The 19,279-nt window shown below is 63.7% G+C and carries 13 protein-coding genes, 1 rRNA gene and 2 pseudogenes; 14 read left to right on the forward strand and 2 right to left on the reverse strand.

Features of this window, described 5'->3' with window-relative positions; genetic code table 11:
* From rrf to GJ695_RS28310, 5 genes are all read left to right on the forward strand, one after another.
* Positions 1-107 (forward strand): 5S ribosomal RNA (gene rrf, locus GJ695_RS28290); the annotation flags it as partial.
* Between the two features lie 170 nt (positions 108-277).
* Positions 278-1,882: a methyl-accepting chemotaxis protein gene (locus tag GJ695_RS30550; RefSeq protein ID WP_154370438.1), complete on the forward strand. Its 1,605-nt coding sequence runs from the start codon at positions 278-280 to the stop codon at positions 1,880-1,882.
* 109 nt (positions 1,883-1,991) lie between these two features.
* Positions 1,992-2,465, forward strand: a complete 474-nt coding sequence (gene pedF / locus GJ695_RS28300; RefSeq protein WP_154370439.1) for a cytochrome c-550 PedF — start codon at positions 1,992-1,994, stop codon at positions 2,463-2,465.
* A gap of 14 nt (positions 2,466-2,479) precedes the next feature.
* Positions 2,480-3,316 carry a substrate-binding periplasmic protein gene (locus tag GJ695_RS28305; protein ID WP_229260682.1) on the forward strand — a complete coding sequence of 279 codons (837 nt, stop codon included), beginning with the start codon at positions 2,480-2,482 and terminating at the stop codon, positions 3,314-3,316.
* A complete protein-coding gene (locus GJ695_RS28310; RefSeq protein ID WP_154370440.1) occupies positions 3,313-5,538 on the forward strand; it encodes a TonB-dependent receptor in 2,226 nt (741 codons plus the stop codon). Before GJ695_RS28305 ends, GJ695_RS28310 begins: the two co-directional genes overlap by 4 nt.
* On the opposite strand, the gene GJ695_RS28315 is transcribed toward GJ695_RS28310, so the two are convergent.
* Entirely contained in the window at positions 5,535-7,649 is a 2,115-nt protein-coding gene (locus GJ695_RS28315; protein WP_154370441.1) for a TonB-dependent receptor family protein, read from the reverse strand. The two genes, GJ695_RS28310 and GJ695_RS28315, sit on opposite strands and share 4 nt — an antisense overlap.
* A 117-nt stretch (positions 7,650-7,766) precedes the next feature.
* Between GJ695_RS28315 and GJ695_RS28320 the strand changes: the two genes are divergently transcribed.
* From GJ695_RS28320 to GJ695_RS28350, 9 genes and pseudogenes are all read left to right on the forward strand, one after another.
* Positions 7,767-8,708, forward strand: coding sequence for a beta-propeller fold lactonase family protein (locus tag GJ695_RS28320; protein WP_154370442.1), 942 nt, complete (start codon positions 7,767-7,769; stop codon positions 8,706-8,708).
* Between the two features lie 169 nt (positions 8,709-8,877).
* Entirely contained in the window at positions 8,878-10,398 is a 1,521-nt protein-coding gene (adh, locus tag GJ695_RS28325) for an aldehyde dehydrogenase (RefSeq protein ID WP_154370443.1), read from the forward strand.
* Between the two features lie 2 nt (positions 10,399-10,400).
* Positions 10,401-10,769, forward strand: coding sequence for a DUF779 domain-containing protein (locus GJ695_RS28330; protein WP_154370444.1), 369 nt, complete (start codon positions 10,401-10,403; stop codon positions 10,767-10,769).
* 34 nt (positions 10,770-10,803) lie between these two features.
* Positions 10,804-12,546, forward strand: coding sequence for a PQQ-dependent methanol/ethanol family dehydrogenase (locus tag GJ695_RS28335; protein ID WP_166455358.1), 1,743 nt, complete (start codon positions 10,804-10,806; stop codon positions 12,544-12,546).
* 205 nt (positions 12,547-12,751) lie between these two features.
* A complete protein-coding gene (locus GJ695_RS28340) occupies positions 12,752-13,906 on the forward strand; it encodes a porin family protein (RefSeq protein WP_229260683.1) in 1,155 nt (384 codons plus the stop codon).
* A gap of 287 nt (positions 13,907-14,193) precedes the next feature.
* Positions 14,194-14,394, forward strand: a pseudogene (locus tag GJ695_RS30555) (hypothetical protein); the annotation flags it as partial.
* A 994-nt stretch (positions 14,395-15,388) separates the two neighbouring features.
* A pseudogene (locus tag GJ695_RS30560) lies at positions 15,389-15,448 on the forward strand (hypothetical protein); the annotation flags it as partial.
* A 126-nt stretch (positions 15,449-15,574) separates the two neighbouring features.
* The gene (locus GJ695_RS30565; RefSeq protein WP_371866627.1) at positions 15,575-16,036 is read left to right on the forward strand and encodes a 4Fe-4S binding protein; all 462 of its coding nucleotides are present in this window, start codon (positions 15,575-15,577) and stop codon (positions 16,034-16,036) included.
* A complete protein-coding gene (locus tag GJ695_RS28350) occupies positions 16,033-17,013 on the forward strand; it encodes an FAD:protein FMN transferase (RefSeq protein WP_154370445.1) in 981 nt (326 codons plus the stop codon). Before GJ695_RS30565 ends, GJ695_RS28350 begins: the two co-directional genes overlap by 4 nt.
* Positions 17,014-17,023: 10 nt before the next feature.
* Here GJ695_RS28350 and GJ695_RS28355 read toward each other — a convergent pair whose 3' ends face one another.
* Entirely contained in the window at positions 17,024-18,916 is a 1,893-nt protein-coding gene (locus GJ695_RS28355) for a sigma-54-dependent Fis family transcriptional regulator (RefSeq protein WP_229260684.1), read from the reverse strand.
* Between the last annotated feature and the right edge of the window lie 363 nt (positions 18,917-19,279).

Consider the following 19,279-nt stretch of genomic DNA (forward strand, 5'->3'; position numbering starts at 1 on the left):
GACCATAGTAAGTCGGTCCCACCCCTTCCCATCCCGAACAGGACCGTGAAACGACTCTACGCCGATGATAGTGCTGCAACCAGTGTGAAAGTAGGTTATCGTCAAGCTAGTTATTTAGAAAAAGCCCGTTCAGGTAAAACCTGAGCGGGCTTTTTTGCATTTGCTCGTCGCGTTTTTATTAGAAGAAAATCCTCTATTCAACCTTCGAATAGAGGATTTTTTGCATTTAGACATTTATACTTGCGAATTGGTAAAACAAATTTGGCAAGGAATCTAAATGAAATTCTCTGGACTGAAACTGGCGCATCGCTTTGCATTACTCATGGTGATTATCGTCGCTGGCTTTGCCCTCTATGGCGCCTGGTCCTTTTCCGTACTGAATCAGCTCAAGGTCAACGGCCCCATTTACCAGCGGGTCGTGCAAGGCAAAGACCTGATCGCCGATATTCTCCCGCCGCCCGAATATATTATCGAATCCTATCTGGTCTCGTTGCAGGCCATGAGTGCGGCGCCGGCCGAACGCAAGGCGCTGATCGACAACCTGAAATCCCTGAAAGGCGATTACGACACGCGCCACGATTTCTGGACCAAGGAAGTGCTGGAGGACGATCTCAAGAATCTGCTGCTGAACGGCGCCGACAAACCGGCGCAGGCGTTCTACCAGGTGGCCTTCAATCAGTTTGTGCCGGCGCTGGAAAAGGCTGACGCGCCAGCCGCCGCTGCCGCCCTGGATGTGATGAAGCAGCACTACTCGCAACACCGCGCCGCCGTGAATCAGCTGGTGGAGCGCGCCACCAAGCGTAATGCCGACGATGAGGCCGACGCCAAAGTGCAAATCGCATCTTCCTCCGCCATCATGCTGGCGATTCTGCTGGGCTCCGTCGGCCTGGCTGCCGCCGTGCTGTATGCGCTGGCCCGCAGCCTGATCTCGCAGCTCGGCGGCGAACCGCGCTACGCGGCGTCGATCGCCGGCAGCATTGCCGCTGGTGACCTGGGTGTGGCCATCGATACGTCGCCGCGCGACAAGGACAGCCTGCTGTCGGCGATGAAGGCCATGCAGGATGGACTGAAGGACATCGTCGGCCAGATCCGCAGCGGCACCGGCACCATCGCCACCGCTTCGGTGCAGATCGCGTCGGGCAATCAGGATTTGTCCTCGCGCACCGAAGCGCAGGCTTCGGCGCTGGAGCAAACCACGTCGTCGGTGGAGGCGCTGGCCGACGCGGTGAAACACAACGCCGGCAATGCACGCCAGGCGCAGCAGCTTGCCAAGTCCGCCTCCGAAGTGGCGGTGCGCGGCGGCGCCGTGGTGTCGCAGGTGGTGGACACCATGGGCGCGATCAACACGTCGTCGAAGAAGATCGTCGACATCATCGCGGTCATCGACGGCATCGCGTTCCAGACCAACATCCTGGCGCTGAACGCCGCCGTGGAAGCGGCGCGCGCGGGCGAGCAAGGCCGGGGCTTCGCGGTCGTGGCCACCGAAGTGCGCAACCTGGCGCAGCGTTCCTCCGCCGCCGCCAAGGAGATCAAGACACTGATCGACAACTCGGTGGAGACGGTGGACGCAGGCGCGCGCCTGGTCGATCAGGCTGGCGTAACGATGAACGAGGTGGTCGACAGCGTGCGCCGCGTGACCGATATCATCAGCGACATCAGCGCCGCCAGCGAAGAGCAGACCCTGGGCATCGCGCAGATCAGCGAGGCGATTCGCCAGATGGATGGCGTGACCCAGCAGAACGCAGCACTGGTGGAGGAAGCCGCCGCCGCCGCGCACAGCATGCAGGATCAGGCGCAGCATCTGTCGCAGGCGGTCAGCATCTTCAAATTGTCGGACGCCGGCCATGCGACGCGGTTGCCGGTGTTGAACATCCGGCCGTGACACCTGTACCAAATTTGAGCAGTTCTGTCGCAGATCAAGGCGGGAAAAGCGTGGCACGGCGTTTGCTCAATGGCTGTATAGCACTTCTTAAAACAGCCTGGAGACAATCATGCATCACACCTTCCGCATTCTCGCCGCCGTCAGCTTCGTCGCCGCCGCCACCACGTCGCTGTACGCCTACGCCCACGGTAACGTGGTGCCGCAAGCGGTCGATACCACCGGCCTGACGCCGCTCGGCGACAAATGGCTGGAACAGAATCCGTATCGCGGCAACAAGCTGGCGCTGAAAATTGGTTCCTCCGCCTACAACCAGAACTGCGCGCGCTGCCACGGACTGGAAGCCGTCACCGGCGGTATCGCGCCCGACCTGCGCATGCTTGACCGCGACTGCACCGACGTCAAGAACGAGAACAAGAAAAAGGCCTGCTACAAGGAGACCGACAACTACTACCTGACCTCGATCCGCCATGGCAAGGTGCGCAACGGCGCCGTCTACATGCCGCCGTTTGAAGGCGTGTTCAATCAGGAAGCCATGTGGGCCATCAAGACCTACCTGGAAGCCCGCCGCGACGACGCCAAATAATCCGGGAGCACGCCATGCTGAGTCATCGCCTGCGCGCTGCCGCGCTGCTTCCGTTCGTTCTTACGCTTGCGTTGTCGGGCGTCGTCGCTCCGGCCCATGCGGATTGGGACAAGATCAAACAATCCGGTTCGCTCAAGGTCGCCGTGTACGACCAGTTCGCGCCGTTCTCCGACCGCACCGGCGGCATTGACGTGGATGTCGCGCAGGCGCTGGCGGCCAGGCTGGGTCTTAAACTCAGCCTGCTGCCTTTCCCTGCGGGCGAAAACCTCAATGATGACCTGCGCAACATGGTGTGGAAGGGCCACTACCTCGGTTATGGCCCGGCCGACGTCATGCTGCACGTACCGGTCGAGCCGCAGCTGATCAACGAGAACGGCAAGGTGACGATCTTCGCGCCGTATCACGTGGAGACGGTGCGGCTGGTGCGCAGCGCACGCAGCATGCCGGTATATGACGGCATCGATGCGCTGGCCGGCAAGGCCGTCGGCGTGGAGAAGGTCTCCATCGCCGCCATGGTGCTGCTGGGCGAGGGCAATGGCCGCTTCCGCGACAAGGTGCGCATTTTCGAGACAGCAGCCGAGGCGCTGGAGCAGTTGAAGGCCGGCCAGCTGGATGCGGTGCTGGCCAACCGCTCCGAAATCGATGCGGTGTTCCGCGACGATCCCGCCTTTCCGCTGAACGAAGTGACGTTCCAGCGCCTGCCGCGCGCCGGCTGGGCGGTCGGCATGGCGGTGCGCAAGGATGACCAGGATGTGGCGAAGCTGCTGCAGGCCGCCGTGAATGACATGAAGGCCAGCGGCGAGTTGAAAGCCATCTTCGCCAAGTACGGCGTACACGAGCAAACGCCATGAAGCGCCGCGCCATTGTCGCCAGCGTGATGCTGGCGTGGACCGGCGCGGCTGTCGCCGCAGAGACTTCTGCGCCGGCCTATCCTGCCGCCTCCATGCTGTCGGTGGACGTGGTGGGCATTGCGCCGCTGCCGGGACTGGGCGTGGAACGCAATCAGCTGCCGTATCAGGTGCAGACCGCGCGCGCGGACACCATCGACCTTGCGGCTGGCCAGAATCTGGGCGAGTTCATGGCGCGCAATCTCACCGGCGTGAACGTCAACGAGATTTCCGGCAGCCCGTTCCAGAACGACATCACCTATCGCGGCTTCCGCGCATCGCCGGTGCTGGGTTCATCGCAGGGCATCTCGGTGTACCTCGACGGCGTGCGCGTCAACGAGCCTTTCGGTGATGTGGTCAACTGGGACATGCTGCCGGAAGCGGCGATCGGCAGCGTAATGCTGGCGCCGGGATCGAATCCGCTATACGGGCTGAATACGCTGGGCGGGGCGCTGGTGCTGGCATCCAAATCCGGCAAAAGCCATCCGGGGTTGGACGCCAACATCTCCACCGCCAGCAATGGCCAGCGCCGCGCCGACCTGGCCTACGGCTACGACAGCGGCGAGCACTGGAACGCGTTCATCGCGGGAACGGCCTTCCGCGACAACGGCTGGCGCGACCAGTCGGATGGCAATCTGGGAAATCTGTACGCCAAGCTGGCAGGCGCTGTCGGTGACAATGACTGGAGCGTCGCTGTGCTGGCGGGCCGCAGCCGCTTGACCGGCAATGGCCTGCTGCCTGATGACCTGTATGAACAGAACCGCCGCGCCGTCTATACCTCGCCCGACGTGACGCGCAACCGTCTGCGGCAGATCGTCTTCAGCATGACGCACCGGTTCGATGACCACACTGAAATGACCGCCGCGCTGTATGCGCGCAACAGCCACCGCAGCACCGTCAACGGCGACATCAACGACGACTATGCGGAAGGCGAGAGCGATCATGCGGCCACCTATAACACCACCGAGACGCGGCAGAACAGCCAGGGCTTCAGCACCCAATTCAGCAAGACCTCCGGCGCGCATCAGTTCTCGGCAGGCCTGACGTTCGACCGCAGCAGCGTCAGTTTCGCGCAGTTTGAGCAGGAGGCCGACTTTGCCGCCAACCGTTCGGTGCTGATGGATGACGACGAGGAGCGCGAGGCCGGATCATCGGTCGACGGCAGCTCGCGCGCGGCCGGACTGTATGCGGCCGATACCTGGAACGTGGCCGACGGCGCCTGGCTGACCGTCTCCGCTCGTTTTAACCATGCGCGCGTCAGCAATCAGCTGCGCCGCGACGATGACGACGTGCAGGCGCGCGAAACCTTCAGCTATCGCAAGCTGAATCCGGCGCTGGGATTGGCGCAGCTGATGGGCGGCGGCTGGACGCTGTTTGCCAATCTGTCGCAGAGCAACCGCGTGCCGACCGTGATCGAACTCGGTTGCGCCGATCCGGAGCAGCCGTGTCGGCTGCCGGTGGGCCTGCAATCGGACCCGTATCTGAAGCAGGTGGTGTCGCGTACCGGAGAAGCTGGCGCCCGCTGGCAAGGGGCGCGTGGCGACATGGCGGCGGTGTCGGTCTACCGCACCGTCAATCGCGACGACATCCTGTTCCGCAGCGCTTCGCTGGCGCAGCAGGGTTACTTCTCCAACTTCGCGCGCACGCGCCACCAAGGTGTTGACCTGAGCGCCAGCCGCCGCTACGGCGCTTGGAATGCGCGCCTGAGCTACAGCTATCTGGATGCGACCTACGACGCCGAGGGCGACCTGTTCACCGGCGTGCGCAATGTCCACGTCACGCCCGGCACCCGCCTGGCGGGACTGCCGCGCAATACGCTCAAGCTGGGGCTGGACTGGAATCCCGTGGCGGCGCTGACGCTCGGTGCGGACATCGTGGCGCTGTCGGACATGATCACGCAGGGCAACGAAGATGGCCAGGCCGCACCGGCAGGCGCCGATTGGCGTATTCGCGGCCATGCGCTGCTTGGCCTGCACGCCAGCTATCAGCCGGCGCCGAAGTGGGAGTTGTATGCGCGCGTGACCAACGCCACCAACCGCCGTTACGAAAGCTTCGGCGCGGTGGCGGTGAACATGTTCCCGAATGGGGCTTTGTGGCAGCCGGGCGCGGACGATCCGGCCCAGGCACGCTTTGTCGCACCCGGCGCACCACGTGCGGTGGCGGCCGGACTGCGTTATCGCTTCTAGAACTGATACTGGGCGCTCAGGCCCAGTAGCCAGTTGCGGCCTGGCGCCGCTTCGTAATAGCGTTTGTTGGTGTCGCCGACGATCAGCGAACCGACATACTGCTTGTCCAGCAGGTTATTCACGCGGATGAATTGCTTGAGACGCCAGCCAGCCCACTGCTGGCTGGCGTTGACGCGTGCATTCAATGTGCCGTAACCGGGCGCCGGCTGGTCGGTGTTTGCGTCTTCCGCGTAGATCTTGCTGCTGGCGACAGCTTCCAGCGCGGCGCCGAAATGTCCGGCGCTGTCTTTCCAAGCCAGTTCGCCATAGGCGTTCGCGTTCGGCACGCCGGGTAGACGGCTGCCTTTCAGCACGGCGCCGAAGCCCTGGTCGTAGACCGCGCGCAAACTGGTCAGCGCCACGCGCGTGCTCAGTCCATAACGCCAGGCGCTGTCGAGCGACAGTTCCAGCCCCTGGCGCAGCGTGCGGCCGGCGTTGCGGTAGCTGGTGCGGCCGCCGCTGCTGCTGTCGACCACCAGTTCATCGCGCGTGCGGACCTGGAACACGGCCGCGTTGATGCGAGTGTCGTCGCCCAGCCGCGCTTTGACGCCGGTTTCCAGATGCGTGCTTTGCGCCGGTTGCAGGCGGAAGTTGAAGCCGCCGGCGGTGCCAGAGTAGAACAGTTCATTGAGCGTTGGCGTTTCGAAGCCGCGCGCGGCGCTGGCGTACACGTTCAGCGACGGCGCTACCTTGTACAGCACGCCCAGCACCGGCGTGGTGTGGCTGTAATCCAGGCTGCCGCTGTCATTGCCGTTGCTGAGGAAGCGGTCGTCCACCGAAATTTTGACGCTGCTGTGGCGCAGGCCGGCGCTCAGCATCCAGGCGCCGGTTTCCCATTCCGTCTGCACGTAAGGATCGAGGTTGGTGACGGTGTCCTGCTCATCGCGCCGCAATGCGCCTTTGATGCCGAACACATTGCCGACGAAGTTTTCGTAGCCGGTACGATCGTCGCTGGAGCGGCCGTATTCCAGGCCGACGGTGGTACTGAGCTTGCCGCCGCCTAGTTGGGCGACGTGCAGCCAGTTCAGGTCCGTGCCGTAGAAATCGCGGTCGAAATCGACCACGCCGCCCGAGTGGGTGGCCGGCGCCTGGAAGGCCTTGGAGAATGCCTGGTACTGGATCACGCTGCGGTTGCCGCCGTAAGCGGTGATGCGCAGGCGGTCCTCGCCGAAGCGCTGTTCCCAGCTGGCGCCGGCCTGTTGATGGTCGATGCTCTTGCGGGTGTTGTAGTGGTCGGCCAGCGTGCGCTTTGGATTCTGCGTGTCGGTGGTGTCGATTTCGCCGGCGCGCGGGTCGCGCTGGTAGGTGGCCCAGGTGGCGCCCAGCGAGTCCTGGGTGTCGTCCTGGCGCAGCGCGTTGGCGGTGATGGTCAGTTTGGCGTTGTCCAGCGGCGTCAGTGTCAGCTTGGCGTAGGCCTGGTCGCGGGTGGCGGCGCTGTGGGCGCGGTAGCCGTCGGTTTCGAAGCGCGATGCGTCCAGCACGTAGCCAATGCCGGCCTGCTTGCCTTGCGCGTTGACGTCGGCCTTGCGGCTGCCGTAGCTGCCGGCGCTGACGCTGGTCTCGATCGACGGCGCGCCTTCGCCTTCGCGCGTGAACAGCTGGATCACGCCGCCGGAGTGATTGCCGTAGATGGCGGAGAAGGGCCCGCGCAGCACTTCGATGCGTTCCGCCATATCCAGGTTGAAGGTGGCGGCCTGGCCCTGGCCATCCGGCATGCTGGCCGGGATGCCATCGGCGATCAGGTGCACGCCGCGCACGCCGAAGGCGGAACGGGCGCCGAAGCCGCGCGAGGAAATCTGCAAATCCTGCGCGTAGTTCTGGCGGTTCTGCGCCACCAGGCCGGGCACCGCCGCCAGCGCTTCGCTGGCGTTCACACGTGCCTGGCCGTCGCGTATGCGCTCGGTGTCCAGCACGTCGATGGCTGCCGGCATGTCGAACACCGTGTGGCCGACGCGGGTGGCGCTGACAACGACAGTATCCATCGGTTCGACCGCTTCGTTGGCGGCCATGGCGCTGCTGCTCAGGGCGAACAGCGCCGCCACCGTCTTCAGTGGGAAAGGGTGATGCTTCATGTGGTCTCCGTTTTTGGTCAGTGTTATGACGGACCAGTAAGCAATATACCTGCCATCCGATTTCGATGGCACGACGATTGCAACAGGATGGGGACATTCTTATAAAAGGAGACTTCCATGAATCGCTTTCGCATCCTGTCCCTGTTCTTTTTGCTATTGGGCGGCCAGGCGCTGGCCGCGCCGCTGGCCTATGTGCCGAACGAGAAATCCGGCACCGTCAGCGTGATCGATACCGGCAGCGGCGCCGTGCTGCGCCAGATCGCCGCCGGCAAGCGGCCGCGCGGCATCGCCGCCGATCCGGCCGGCACGCGGCTGTTCGTCACCGACGCCGCCAGCAATGCGCTGCTGGTGATCGACACCGCCAACGGCGCGCTGCTGCGCACCATCGCGCTGGGCAAGTCGCCGGAAGGCGTCAGCGCCTCGGCCGATGGCCGCTACGTGGCGGTGGCGGTCGAAGAGAGCAACAGCGTGACGCTGATCGATGCGCGCAGCGGCGAGGTACTGGCCGATATACAGGTGCGCGGCAAGAACCCGGAGCACGCGGTATTCAGTCCGGATGCGCGCTGGCTGCTGGTTAGCGCCGAGGAGGCCGAACAGGTCGATGTGATCGACGTGGCGGCGCGCAAGCAGAGCGGCTCGATCGCTGTCGGCCTGCGTCCGCGCGGCATGGGCTTCAGCGCCGATGGCACGCGCGCCTACGTGGCCTGTGAACTGGCCAACGCGGTGTATGTGCTGGACATGCCTGCATTGAAGACGCTGGCGCGCATTCCGGCCGGCCGCAACGCCAACGGCATCGCCGTGCACCCGAACGGTAGCCGGGTCTACGTCTCCAATGGCATCGACGGCAGCGTGATGGCGATCGACACCGCCACCAATGCGGTGGTGGCGACGATTGCAGTCGGCAAACGGCCGTGGAATATGGCGCTGACCCCGGATGGCGCGCGGCTGTACGTGGCCAACGGCCGCTCCAACAGCGTCTCCGTGATCGATACCACCGCTGCCGCCAAACAGGCGGACATCGCCGTCGGCGAATTGCCGTGGGGCGTGGTGATCCGCTAAACGGGTTGCTCAATTGCCGCACAACTGTTCCAAAGCTGAACAGGTGTCACATGCCAGTGACACCTGCATCACCGGCGCAAGCGCATCTTCCCCCGTATCGCAGGCTGGCACGATGCTTGCGAAAAGCAGGTGATGCAGCACTCCATAACCACAGCAGAAAGAGGATGACATGAATCTCGCAGACATCAGCAAACTGGGCGTAGCCAACCCGTTCAAACAACGCTACGACAACTACATCGGCGGCAAGTTCGTGGCGCCGGTCAAGGGCGAATACTTCGGCAACATCACGCCGATCACCGGCCAGGTGTTTTGTGAAGTGGCGCGTTCCACCGCCGAGGACATCGAGCTGGCGCTGGACGCCGCCCACGCCGCCAAGGATGCATGGGGCAAGACCTCGCAGACCGAGCGCGCCAACATCCTGAACAAGATCGCCGACCGCATGGAGGCCAACCTGGCGCTGATCGCCACCGCCGAGACCATCGACAACGGCAAGCCGATTCGCGAAACCACCGCCGCCGACATTCCGCTGGCGATCGACCATTTCCGCTACTTCGCCGGCTGCATCCGCGCGCAGGAAGGTTCGGTCGCGCAGATCGATTCGGAGACCTACGCCTATCACTTCCATGAGCCGCTGGGCGTGGTCGGCCAGATCATTCCCTGGAACTTCCCGATCCTGATGGCGGTGTGGAAGCTGGCGCCGGCGCTGGCCGCCGGTAACTGCGTGGTGCTGAAACCGGCCGAGCAGACGCCGGCTTCGATCATGGTGCTGCTGGAAGTGATCGCCGACCTGCTGCCGCCCGGTGTGCTGAATGTGGTGAACGGTTTCGGCCTGGAGGCGGGCAAACCGCTGGCGTCCAACAAGCGCATCGCCAAGATCGCCTTCACCGGCGAAACCGGCACCGGCCGCCTGATCATGCAGTACGCGGCGCAGAACCTGATTCCGGTGACGCTGGAACTGGGCGGCAAATCGCCGAACATTTTCTTTGAAGACGTGATGGACGCCGACGACGCCTTCTTCGACAAGTGCCTGGAAGGCTTCACCATGTTCGCGCTGAACCAGGGCGAGGTGTGCACCTGCCCATCGCGCGTGCTGATCCAGGAATCAATCTACGAGAAGTTCATCGAACGCGCGCTGGCCCGCGTGGCGGCGATCAAGCAGGGCAACCCGCTCGACAGCAGCACCATGATCGGCGCGCAGGCGTCGCAGGAACAGCTTGAGAAGATCCTGTCGTACATGGACATCGGCAAACAGGAAGGCGCCGAGCTGCTGGCCGGCGGCGAGCGCAATCAGCAAAGCGGCGACCTGAAAGACGGCTACTACGTTCGTCCGACCGTGTTCAAGGGCGACAACAAGATGCGCATCTTCCAGGAAGAGATCTTCGGACCAGTGGTGTCGGTGACTACCTTCAAGGACGAAGCGGACGCGCTGCGCATCGCCAACGACACGCTGTACGGCCTGGGCGCAGGGCTTTGGACCCGCGACGGTTCGCGCGCCTTCCGCATCGGCCGCGCCATCCAGGCTGGCCGTGTTTGGACCAATTGCTACCACCTGTACCCTGCGCATGCGGCGTTCGGCGGCTACAAGCAGTCCGGCATCGGTCGCGAGAATCACAAGATGATGCTGGACCACTACCAGCAGACCAAGAACCTGCTGGTCAGCTACAGCCCTAACGCGCTGGGCTTCTTCTAACCATGAACCACGCCATCGCCCGCGTCACGGCCACCTCGGCGGCGCTCGACATGATCGCCGCCCTGCGTGACCGGCATGGGCCGCTGATGTTCTTTCAATCGGGCGGCTGCTGCGACGGCAGCACGCCGATGTGCTACCCGGCCGGGGAGTTCAGCATCAGCGACACCGACGTCTATCTCGGCAATCTGGACGGAACACCGTTCTACATGGGCCGCGAGCAGTTCGAGTATTGGGAGCATACGCAGCTGATCATTGACGTGGTCGAGGGCAATGGCGGCATGTTCTCGCTCGATAACGGCACCGGCAGGCGCTTCCTGACCCGATCGCGCCTGTTCAGCGACGAAGAGCTGGCGATGCTGCAGCCTGCGTGAACACACTAAAAAATCATAATAATTGGAGAACAACGTGAAAAAAATAGTCATCGCATCATTGGCTGCCGGCTCGCTGCTGTCGCTGGCGCAGGCGGCCGATGTCACCACCGCCATGTTGAAGAACGCGGCCACCAGCACCGACAGTGTGCTGTCCTTCGGCATCGGCTCGGAAGGACAGCGCTATTCGCCGCTGGCGCAGGTCAACACCAAGAATGTCGGCAAGCTGGTGCCGGCGTGGTCGTTTTCCTTCGGCGGCGAAAAGCAGCGCGGCCAGGAATCGCAGCCGCTGATCTACAAAGGCAAGATGTTCGTCACCGCGTCGTACTCGCGCATCTTTGCGATCGACCTGAAGACCGGGGCCAAGCTGTGGAAGTATGAGCACCGTCTGCCGGACGGCATCATGCCGTGCTGCGACGTGGTCAACCGCGGCGCCGCCTTGTACGGCAACCTGGTCATCTTCGGCACGCTGGACGCGCAGCTGGTAGCGCTGGATCAGGACACCGGCAAGATCGTCTGGAAGGAAAAGGTCGACGACTACGCGGCCGGCTACTCGATGACGGCGGCGCCGCTGATCGCCGATGGCGTGCTGCTGACCGGAGTGTCCGGCGGTGAGTTCGGCGTGGTGGGCCGCGTCGAGGCGCGCAACCCGCTCACCGGCGAGTTGCTGTGGACCCGGCCGACCGTGGAAGGTCATATGGGCCACCGCTATGACAAGGACGGCAAGGAGTTCGACAACGGCGTTACCGGCACCGTGAACAAGAGCTGGCCCGGCGACCTGTGGAAGACCGGCGGCGCCTCGACCTGGATGGGTGGCACCTACGATGCCAAGACGGGCCTGGCTTACTTCGGCACCGGCAATCCGGCGCCGTGGAACAGCCACCTGCGCCCCGGCGACAATCTGTATTCGTCGTCCACCGTGGCGCTGGACGTGAAGACGGGTCAGATCAAATGGGCCTACCAGAACACGCCCAACGATTCGTGGGATTTCGATGGCGCCAATGAATTCGTCACCTTCGACATGGACGGTAAGCGTTATGGCGGCAAGGCCGACCGCAATGGCTTCTTCTACGTTATCGACGCCAACAACGGCAAGCTGCAGAACGCCTTCCCGTTCGTGAAGAAGATCACCTGGGCATCTGGCATCGACCTGAAGACCGGCCGGCCGAACTTCATCGCCGCCAATCGCCCTGGCGATCCGACCAAGGGTGAAGAAGGCAAGAAGGGCACCACGGTGTTCTCGGCACCGGCCTTCCTCGGCGCGAAGAACCAGATGCCGATGGCGTACAGCCAGCAGACCGGCTTGTTCTACGTGCCGGCCAACGAGTGGGGCATGGACATCTGGAATGAGCCGATCAGCTACAAGAAGGGCGGTGCTTTCCTCGGTGCGGGCTTCACCATCCGTCCGCTGTTCGACGACTACATCGGCGCGCTGCGCGCGGTCGATCCGAAGACCGGCAAGATCGTATGGGAAGCCAAGAACACGGCACCGCTGTGGGGTGGCGTGATGACCACCGGCGGTGGCCTGGTGTTCTACGGTACGCCGGAAGGCTTCCTGAAAGCGCTGGACGCAAAGAGCGGCAAGGAACTGTGGAAGTTCCAGACCGGCTCCGGCGTGGTGGCGCCACCAGTCACCTGGCAGGACGGCGATACGCAGTACGTGGCGGTGGTCTCCGGCTGGGGCGGCGCGGTGCCGCTGTGGGGCGGCGAGGTGGCCAAGAAAGTCAACTTCCTGGAGCAGGGCGGCTCGGTGTGGGTGTTCAAGCTCTCCTCCAAGTAAACAGTGTCTCCTGCAATCTTCGGGCGGCTTCGGCCTCCTTTTTTTTATCGGTCAAATTGTGAACAGTGCTGCATCACGATTGATCCGATACAGCACAAGCCCTTTGCGCATAAGGAGCACTTTCTCCTGTGGCGCTGCATGGGCACGCAAATTGCCATGCGTTGTGTACATCGCTTGATGTACACAACAATAGGGGAGATCAATAATGAAAACCGTATTCATGCTGGGTGCAGTGGCAGTCTTCGCAACGCAAGGCGCGCAAGCGGTCGATTTCAAGGCCGGCGACTGGAACGTGGCGCTGGGTGGCATCGTCAACGCTTACTACACGCAGGTCTCGTGCAGCGGCGATGCGGTGGGCGGGCTGGCGCTGGGCGGCAAGGCGCTCGGCTGCGGCGGCGAGAACAACCGCACCACCATCGGCAATGGCCTGCTGCCCAATGGCCTGGTGACGTCGGCCAGTTCGAAGCAGGGCGACTATGATGTCAAGGCGCTGATCGGCATCTACAACGCCACCGCCACCGACAGCGCGATCTCCGCCAACAGCGGCGTCGATGTGCGGCAGGCTTACTTCACCTTCGGGAATGCGGAGATGGGCACCGTCAAGCTGGGACGCGACAACGGCATCTTCGGCGCCGGCGCCATCTTCGGCGATATGACCCTGATCGGCGCCGGCGCACCGGTGCAGGCGACGCAGCGCGGCCGCGTCACGCTGGGTCACATCGGCGCCGGCTACAGCTACGTGGGCTACTACGGCCAGATCGCCTGGAGCGCGCCGAAGAACGCCTCCGGCATCGGCTTCGATGCGGCACTGGTCAGCCCCGTGGCCGATACGCCGATTGTCGCGGCGCCGGTGTATTCGTCGAAAACCAGTCCGCAGGTGCAGGCGCAGATCAGTTATGCGGCCGATGGCTTCAAAGGCTGGCTGGGCGCCAAGTCGCAGAAGTTCAGCGCCACCGCGCCGGGCGTGCGTGACTTCACCATGTCGGGCGTGGAGGTCGGGGCGTCGTATCAGGCTGGCCCGGTTGGCGTGCTGGCCAACTTCCAGGGCGGTAAAGGGCTGGGCATCCTGTCCGACGCCGACCAGGGCGACACCAAGTCCAAGGCCTACTTTGTGCAGGCTACCTACAAACCGACCGACAAGGTCAAGGTCGGCCTCAGTTACGGCATCAGCCGCAATGACGACAACACCATCGGCACCGGCGGCCTGAAATCCAACGCCAACCTGACCTGTGGTCTGTACTACTCGTTGACCGGGGCGATCACGCTGGTGGGCGAGATCGGCCAGACCCGTTCCAAAGGCTTCGCCGGCGGCGAGGGCAAGTTGAACGGCTCCTCGCTGGGCGGCATCATCTTCTTCTGATGGGACGCTCGCTGACATTGGGGCGCCTGGTGGCCAGCATACTGTGCCTGCTGGCCGGTGTGCTGGCGCTGCTGATCGGCGCCACGCCGGCGCAGGCGGGCGTGCTGACGCGCGACGAGATGGTGCGGCGCTTCCCGGCGCCGCTGATCGTCGGCGAGCGCGATGCCGAGTTGCCGGTGTGGCCGCTGTTCCGGCAGAACGCCACGGCGACGGAGCTGGTCGGCTATGTGTTCGAGTCGGTCGACCTGGCGCCGATTCCGGGCTTCTCCGGCGTGCCGCTGAATCTGATGGTGGCCATCGATCCCAAGGGTGTGTTCATCGGCGTGGAGGTGTTGTCGCATCACGAGCCGGTGTTTCTCGATGGACTGGGCGAGGCGCCGCTGTACCAGTTCGTCAAACAGTACAAGGATCTGTCGCTGAAGCAGAACATCAGCATCGATACCGGCAACCACCGCGCGCGGCATGCCGATGCGGCGCATGCGTATATCGATGGCGTGTCCAAGGCCACGGCCTCGGTGCGCATCATTAACCAGAGCGTGCTGGCGGCGGCGCTCAAGGTGTCGCGCAAGAAGCTGGGCTTTGCCGGCGGCCGCGATCCGGACCAGATCGCGCGCGTGCGGCAAGACGTGTTCCGGCCCATGGATCTGGCGCAGATGCAGCGCGATGGATTGGTGCAGCATCTGCGCGTCAGCAACCGCGCTGCCGAAAAGTTGTTTGCCGGCAGCGCCGGTGCGGGACTGGATGCGGACGCGCTGGCGCATCCGGACGATGTCTTTATCGATCTGTATCTGGCTTGCGTGTCGGTGCCGTCGATCGGCCGTAATCTGCTGACGCCGGCGGCATGGCGCAAGTTGCAAGGCCGGCTGGAAGAGGGCGACCATGCGTTGATCGCGATCTCCAGCGGCCGCTACAGCGTGACCGGCGAGGACTTCGTGCGCGGCAGCGTGCCGGACCGCCTGCTGCTGCGCCAGGACAAGCTGCCGATCGATATGCGCGACCTGGATCTGGACTTGAAGCTGGCGGCGCCGCTGGAAGCCGACAGTGTCACCGTATTCCGCGTGATCGCGCAGGCGGGGCTGGACCCGGCGTCGCCATTCGATCTGGCGCTGCCCATCACGCGCAACAAGGGCATCGTCTACCCGGAGCGCATCACGCGCGAGCTGGTGGTGCGCTACCAGTTGCCGGCCGATCTGGTCATCGCGCCTGAAGGGAATAACAAATCCTGGACTGCCATCTGGACCGGGCGGCGCTGGGAGCTTGCCTTGCTGGCGGTCGGGCTGCTGGTGCTGGGCGCCGCGCTGGCGATGCAGAAGCGGCTGACCGCGCATGCGGCGCTTCGACTGGTTCCGCCGCGCCTACCTGCTGTTCACCATAGGCTTCATCGGCTATTACGCGCAGGGGCAGCTATCCATCGTCAATCTTACCGGCGTCATTCAGGCGATGATGGCGCGGCGCAGCCTGGAATTCCTGCTGTTCGATCCGATGACGGTTTGCCTGTGGGCCTTCGTACTGGTGTCGCTGCTGCTGTGGGGACGCGGCACCTTCTGCGGCTGGCTGTGTCCTTTCGGCGCCCTGCAGGAATTGACCGGCAAGCTGGCGCGCTGGGCGCATGTGCCGCAATGGCGCATCAAGCCGCGCTGGGATGCGCGGCTCAAGCGCGTCAAGTACGTGGCGCTGACTGGCATTGTTGCCAGCGCCTTCTTCTCCAGCGAGATCACCGACAAGCTGGTGGAACTGGAGCCGTTCAAGACGGCGATTACGCTGAACTTCGTGCGTAGTTGGCCGTATGTGGTCTATGCCGTGGGGCTGCTGCTGGCCAGCAGCGTGGTCTATAAATTCTTCTGCCGCTATCTCTGCCCCTTCGGCGCGTCGCTGGCGCTGCTGGGCAGGATACGCCTGCTGAACTGGATACCGCGCTATGGCGAATGCGGCACGCCGTGCCAGACCTGCCGCCACCGCTGCGACTACCAGGCTATCGCACCTTCAGGCAAGGTGGATTACGCCGAGTGCTTCCAGTGCATGGACTGCGTGGTGATCTATGCGAGCGACCAGCAATGCGCGCTGCGCATCACGCAGATCAAGCGTCAGCGCACCATTCCTATTCAGCCTGTCGCAAGGAGCGAGCCATGAAACGACGTACCTTTATTGTCAGCGCTGTCGGAGCGTTGGCCGGCGTCGCCGGTTGCGTGCTGGCCCGCAGCCCAACGCTGCATCGCGGGGCGGCGCTGGCTTTCGGCACCACCATTTCAATCTCCGTGGTGCACGACGATGCAGAACTGGCCGCACGCGCCATTGCCGACGGCCTGCACGCGGCGCAGCAGATCGACCGCCTGATGAGCATCTACCACCCGGCCAGCCAGGTCTACCAGCTTAATCGCGACGGTGCGCTGGCGCAGCCGGACCCGCGCCTGCTGGAAGTGCTGGCGCAGGCCGCCGAGCTGTCCCGCATCAGTGACGGCGCCTTTGACGTGACGGTGCAGCCTCTGTGGCAGCTGTTTTCACAGGCGGCCGCACGTGGCGCATTGCCGGGCGAGGCGGATCGCCGCCGCGCGCAGTCGCTGGCCGACTGGCGGCAACTGGAGTTCGATGCGGACCGCGTCCGCTTCCGTCGGCCCGGCATGGCGCTGACGCTGAACGGACTGGCGCAAGGTTACGCCGCCGACCGCGCGCTGGCGGCGGTACAGGCGCACGGCATCCGCGACGCGCTGCTCGACACCGGCGAATTTGTGGCGCGCGGCCACAAGCCGCGCCGCCAGCCTTGGGTACTGGGCGTGCGCGATCCGCGCGATCCCGAAGCGCTGGCCGCCACCCTGTATGCGCAGGGCTGCAGCGTGGCCACCTCAGGCGACTACGAATGCATCTTCACGCCGGATTACCGGCATCACCACATCTTCGATCCCGCGCTGGGTGATTCGCCGGACGAACTGGCCAGCGTGACGGTGCTGGCGCCGACCTCGCTGCTGGCCGACGGCCTGTCAACCACCTTCATGGTGATGGGATGGGAGCGCGCCAGCGCGCTGGCGTCGCAGCTGCCGGCGGTGGATCTGATGGCGATCGACAAGCAAGGCAGGGAGCGGCGCAGCGCCGGCTTCCCTGCCGATGCGTGAGGCGCCGGTGCTATTTCAGATTGGGCACCTTGCGGTAGATCGTATTGCGCGAAACGCCCAGCGCGCGCGCCGTGGCGGAGACGTTGCCGCCGTGCGCCTCCAGCGACTTGAGGATGACCGACTGCTCCATCTCCTCAAGATTGGCGCCGCTGGCGATCATGCGCGCGGTGCCGGCTTCGGCATGGTGGTCATGGACCTTGGCCTGCTCGATATCGTCGAGGAAGTCGTCCGGCATGTGGCGCAGGCAGATCTCCTGTTCGTCGCCGGCCATGACGATGGCGGTGCGCAGCAGATTGGTCAACTGGCGGAAGTTGCCTGGCCAGCGGTGGCGGTGGAACAGCGCCAGGATTTCGTCGGAGACCTCGTAGCGGCCGTTATTGGATTCCGTCGCCAGGATTTTCTTGACCACGGTTTCCAGGTCGGTGCGCTCGCGCAGCGGCGGCAGCTTGACCACCAGGCCATTGAGCCGGTAATACAGGTCTTCGCGGAACAGGCCACGGGCGATGCGCTCGCGCAGATTGTGGTTGGTGGCGCAGATCAGCTCCACATTCACTGGAATCGACTTGTCGCTGCCCAGCGGCGTCACCATGCGCTCCTGCAGCACGCGCAGCAACCGCGCCTGCAGGCTGAATGGCATGTCGCCGATTTCGTCGAGGAACAGCGTGCCGCCGTTGGCCTGCAGGATCTTGCCGACCGCGCCTTTCTTGCGCGCGCCGGTAAAGGCGCCGTCTTCATAGCCGAACAATTCGGATTCGATCAGCGTTTCCGGGATCGAGGCGCAGTTCACCGCCACGAAGGGACTCATGGCGCGCGGCGAATCATTGTGGATGGCCTGCGCCAGCAGTTCCTTGCCGGTGCCGGTTTCACCCATGATCATGATGGGAATGTCGCGCCCCAGTACCCGCGTCACTTTTTCAATCACCAGTTCCAGCTGCGGATCGCCGGTGCGCAGGTAGCGCAGGCCGGACAGCCGTCGCGCGCTGGCGGCGGCCTGGTTGGCGGCGACTGCACTGGTGGCTGGCGCCGCGCGCTCCGGCGCCAGCGATTGCTGGAACACGCTGTTGGTCAGGCGCAGCTGCGCGCGGCCGTAGACGCGCACGCCGCTGTGCATGCACAGGTTGAGCAGGCCGGGCGACGCCGTGCGGTAATGATCGAACAGCGCCGACACCGGCAGGCCGAACAGCGAACTGAAGGTATGCGACTGCAAGGCAGAGAATGGCAGGCCAAGCTGGAACAGGCCGTTGCGGTTGGCAGCCAGGAAGCGGCCGCCGGGGCTGAACGAGGCGATTCCTTCCATCAGCGTGCCGATGAATTCGGGCCGCGCATGGAAGTGCAGCGTGATGGCTTCCTCGAAGGTGGCCGAGAACAGCTGGTTCTCGATCATCAGCGCGGACATGCGCACCAGCGCCATGGTGTGCTTGTGGTAGCTGCGCTGGTCGCCGGACACATCCAGCACGCCGATCACTTTGCCCATGTGGTCGGCGATGGGCGCGGCGGAGCAGGTGAGGAAGTGATTGGCGGCCAGGTAGTGCTGGTCCGCGTGCACCAGCGCCGGCGAGCGTTCCACGATGGCGGTGCCGATCGCATTGGTGCCGCGGCTTTGCTCGGACCAGGCCACGCCCGGCTGCAGGGCGACACGGTTGGCTTTTTCCAGAAAGTCATCGTCGCCCAGCGAGTGGACGATGACGCCGTTGGCGTCCGTCAGTATCACCATATTGTGGGTGTTGACGATTTGCTGGTAGAGCGTCTCCATCGCCGGGATGGCGTGTGCGTGCAGCAGGCGGTTCTGTTCTATTAATAGCGACAGGTCGTTGCGTGCCAGGGGACTGTAGTCCGGCGGCGTCTCGGGGCACAGCCCGTATTGTTGAGACCGTTGATGGGAGGTCTCTATGATAAGGGGCATGTTGTCAGCCCATGCTTCGCTTGCAGGCTGGGTGTTCCGTATTGGAGCAGTCTGGCGTTCCATAGTGGTCTCTTTGTCTCCGGCGGCCGTTATCGGCTCTGCTTTCCCTGCAAGGGTGTTCCATAATGTAGCACCTGTGCAGAATGTGAGCAAAAGCTTAGTCATAAGCGTTGCTATACGGTTTATAAGCAAACGCGATGCCAGCGTAAAATAACCCTTGGCAGTTCAGACTCCGTTTGTTATGATTCTGTCCCTCACGAAACGACGCATGCAAATGCAGAGTGAAGCGGGAAAAAGAAGAGCTTGACGAGATGGTTGAAACGCTTCATAATCTTGCCTCTTCGCTGATGAACAAAACGCTTC

This window comes from Duganella alba (assembly GCF_009674495.1).
Taxonomy (GTDB): Bacteria; Pseudomonadota; Gammaproteobacteria; order Burkholderiales; family Burkholderiaceae_D; genus Rugamonas; species Rugamonas alba.